At 33.1% G+C, this 1,720-nt stretch carries 1 protein-coding gene and 1 pseudogene; both read right to left on the bottom strand.

Annotated features, from left to right (window positions below):
• A pseudogene (locus G7Y56_RS18375) lies at positions 1-383 on the bottom strand (integrase); the annotation flags it as partial.
• On the bottom strand, positions 380-1,600 hold the full coding sequence (locus G7Y56_RS18380) for a tyrosine-type recombinase/integrase (protein WP_165045907.1): 1,221 nt from the start codon (positions 1,598-1,600) through the stop codon (positions 380-382). The pseudogene G7Y56_RS18375 and the gene G7Y56_RS18380, both read right to left, overlap by 4 nt.
• Between the last annotated feature and the right edge of the window lie 120 nt (positions 1,601-1,720).

The raw sequence follows: 1,720 nt of genomic DNA on the forward strand, positions 1-1,720 counted from the left end.
GTTCTTGTTGTTATTGTATCACACGCATTGAAGAAATTCACCAACTCTTCTTTTGTAAATACATGTGGTATATATTTTCGTGGAGATTGTTTTGGCACTTTTGGTATTTGGATGTCTACCAGCCCTCTCTTTTTCGCATAATGCAAAAAAGATACAATGCCAGATATTCGTGTTATACAAGAATTATTATCCTCAGTGGATCGTTGCTTGCACCAGTCTTCAACCATCTCTTGAGTGAGCGTTGTTGCTAAAGGATATTTTTTCGCACAATAATGATCGAATAATATTACATTCTTCACATAGCCAAAACTGGTACGACCTGATGCTTTTCTATAAGCCACATAACTTTCGATAGCTTTACCTAAGAATGAATAGAGTTTCATAATTGGAACATCTCCTTTCTATATGGAAAAAGGTTAATACTTAATGCACACTCTTTTAAATGACAAAAGTCGGCACTCAAATATGAATTGAGGGATTGGGGAGACTGATGCCCTAAAGTAGCACTGATAATCGGTTGCTCAATTCCGTTTTCTAATAACGATGTAGCTACATAATGTCGGAACAGATGAAAACCTCTTCTATCATTTGGAGCAGTTCTAACCCCTGCTTTATTCATAATTGAGATACAGATACCATACAGACTGCTTGTTTGTATTCTACGATAAGGTGGAGTTAACGTTGAGAATATAAACTTTTCTGAAGACTTCGGTCTTTCTTTTGTAAGATATTCAAATAATGCATTTCCAACAACTGCTCGCAAAGGAAGAGTCAGCGCATGGCCTGTCTTGTTTTGTTTTATATGTATCAAATCATTCGTCCAATCAATCGCATCAAAAGTAAGGGTTGCAATATCAGAACTACGCAAACCAGTATAGAGTGCTAATAAACAGATTGATTTATTCCGTAATGGGATTGAAGGATCATTATCAAGAGTAGTTTTGATTTTTAGAATTTCCGTCTTTGACAGATACTGTATGTTTTTTTTGATCTTTTGTAAAGCTGGAAGATAGGATATTATTTTCGAGCATCGATTATCAGGATAAGCTGGATTACAGGTTTTAAAAGCAACTTCCAGAGCATATTTAAAACTATAGCTTTTGCTGATAATCCCGTTGCATAAGAAAACATCTAATACACTTTCCTCTGTAACCAAATCAAATGAAATTATTGATTTTTTCTGTAACGCCATTAAGAATGAACACGCAACACGTTCTACATCTTTTTGATAGGAGCCAGAAGAGTCAAGTTCTACAATTTTACGATACGTATTAATAAACGATTTAAATTCAACACACAAAAAATCATAGTTAGATGGGCTACGATAATGCCTTAAACGATCCGGCATTATTGACTTCTGATCAAATCGTTTGATAACTGAAAGTTTTATACGTTTATCTGTAAGGACAACTTTATTTTTCCATTTTTCAACATATGTCTGATAAATATCATCGTATGTTTTCCAATGATAGTGTCTTGATTCATTTAAGATCCATTTGATTTCTCTTTTTATAGCCCATACGTAATGCTTACTGTAGTTTTGAGCCTTCATGTAAGAAAGGAGAATAGAGTGATTGTCTTTCAAATTTTGCAAGTCCATACTTTTTATATTAATAGATTTAATGACAAATAAAATCAAATTTCCCCAGATTTTAGAATGTTTAAATACAGCTAATTAGATAAAATGATTCGGATTTTATTTTTATTCGGATATTATTTA

It is taken from the genome of Dysgonomonas sp. ZJ709, from assembly GCF_011039195.1.
GTDB lineage: Bacteria > Bacteroidota > Bacteroidia > Bacteroidales > Dysgonomonadaceae > Dysgonomonas.

Coding starts and splice junctions, on each gene's coding strand:
- G7Y56_RS18380 (WP_165045907.1), bottom strand. CDS start 1,600: ATGGACTTGCAAAATTTGAAAGACAATCACTCTATTCTCCTTTCTTAC.